Source organism: Okeania sp. SIO2B9, assembly GCF_010672505.1.
GTDB lineage: Bacteria > Cyanobacteriota > Cyanobacteriia > Cyanobacteriales > Microcoleaceae > Okeania > Okeania hirsuta.
The window spans coordinates 1-1392 of sequence record NZ_JAAHGK010001631.1; the positions used below are offsets into that span (position 1 = coordinate 1).

The following is a 1392-nucleotide window of genomic DNA, read 5'->3' on the forward strand; positions in this document are numbered from 1 at the left end:
TGAAGGGTTATGGACTTCTCTGGCGATTACAGCAAACCCTTCTACTCATTATCAGTTAAAAAAAGTTATAGACCAAGAAAATTTTAAAGACTCAATAAAACTTGTCCAACAGCGAGTTAGAGCTACAGAGGTTTGGCCATTTGTATATGAAAAAATACCAGATTTGCCATTAGAAAATAATTATATATCTCAAGAAACGGGTGAAGTAGATACTGAAGAAACTCTAGTGTCACGTTTAATTCGGTATCATCTATATGTGAAAGGTCGTCCTCCCAATTATCGGTTTGACTGGAAATTAACATTAGCAGATTACCTTGGGGCGAATGATTATCTACAATCATCGGTATATCCAGGAAAGAATACTTTAACTGAAAATCCAATGGAGGGCGATCGTGAAGCTATTCAAAGTTTAACTCGCTCTCAAAGAGAAACTTTAGTTAATAGATTAGTAAATATTTTTAGTGGCGATCCTAACCCTCCATCAATACCAGATGTATATCAGAGAGATAACTCTGGACGTTCAAATCCTAGAGCGCCAATTATTCCCCAACCGGGAGATGCAGATTTGCTGAGGCCATAAAAAATGGGACGAATAGTCAAAAGTGGAGCTGGTTGGCGGTTAGGGTTGAATCCTGAAGCAGAAAGATTTAAGGGTTTAGTTGCTGGTAATGAGTGGTCAATAGAACTAACAGAAGGAGAACTTGAGGATTTTTGCAGATTATTAGACCAGTTAAATAAAGCTATAAACCAGATGGCAGATGAGTTGATGGATGAAGAGAGAATAGTCTGCGAAGCTGAAAGTGATTTGCTCTGGATGCAGGTAGAAGGGTTTCCAGAAAGTTATACTGTTCAGTTCATTTTAAATCAAGGGCGCAGGGCAGAAGGAAAATGGCCTGTACAAGCTGTGCCTGGTTTAGTCCAAGCAGCACAAATGTTGAAAATTTTTTAACTCACATAGCAGAAGGAAGAAGGAAGGGTTCAACAATTAATAATTAATAATTATTAATTATTAGGGCTTTCTGATTAAATCTAAAAGCATTGACATACAAAGATAAGTGCCTTTTTGGGGTCGAAAAAAGTGCAAATTTTTCAGCTCTTCATGCTCAAAAAGTTAGTATTTTAGGCTCATAGTTGGGCATAAAAATCATTCTTACAATTCTTACTCCTACCTCCTTGCTCGTTTCCATATCTCCTGTCTCCTGTCTCCTGTCTCCTGTCTCCTACCCCAGCAAAAAAAACTTTATTCAGCAAACCCTAATTAATAGTTATATCAAATCCGGTAGCATCGGTATAAAAAAATTAAACCTGATAAATTAAGGGATGAATAGTAAGAGTTGGGCGATCGCCATGCCGAGATTGTTAAAGCTAGAACCACACAAAAGTATCGAAGAG

3 protein-coding genes are annotated in these 1392 nt (G+C 37.5%); 2 read left to right on the plus strand and 1 reads right to left on the minus strand.

Annotated elements, in window-relative coordinates; genetic code table 11:
• Both F6K13_RS33245 and F6K13_RS33250 read left to right on the plus strand, forming a co-directional pair.
• Positions 1-580: hypothetical protein (locus F6K13_RS33245; RefSeq protein WP_375340696.1), on the plus strand; the 580-nt coding region annotated here is incomplete at its 5' end.
• A gap of 3 nt (positions 581-583) precedes the next feature.
• Positions 584-949 carry a DUF1818 family protein gene (locus tag F6K13_RS33250; RefSeq protein WP_124143338.1) on the plus strand — a complete coding sequence of 122 codons (366 nt, stop codon included), beginning with the start codon at positions 584-586 and terminating at the stop codon, positions 947-949.
• 176 nt (positions 950-1125) lie between these two features.
• Here F6K13_RS33250 and F6K13_RS33255 read toward each other — a convergent pair whose 3' ends face one another.
• Positions 1126-1251 (minus strand): hypothetical protein, encoded by a 126-nt coding sequence (locus tag F6K13_RS33255; protein WP_275670282.1) that lies wholly within the window; start codon positions 1249-1251, stop codon positions 1126-1128.
• Positions 1252-1392: the final 141 nt, after the last annotated feature.

Coding starts and splice junctions, on each gene's coding strand:
- F6K13_RS33250 (WP_124143338.1), top strand. CDS start 584: ATGGGACGAATAGTCAAAAGTGGAGCTGGTTGGCGGTTAGGGTTGAAT.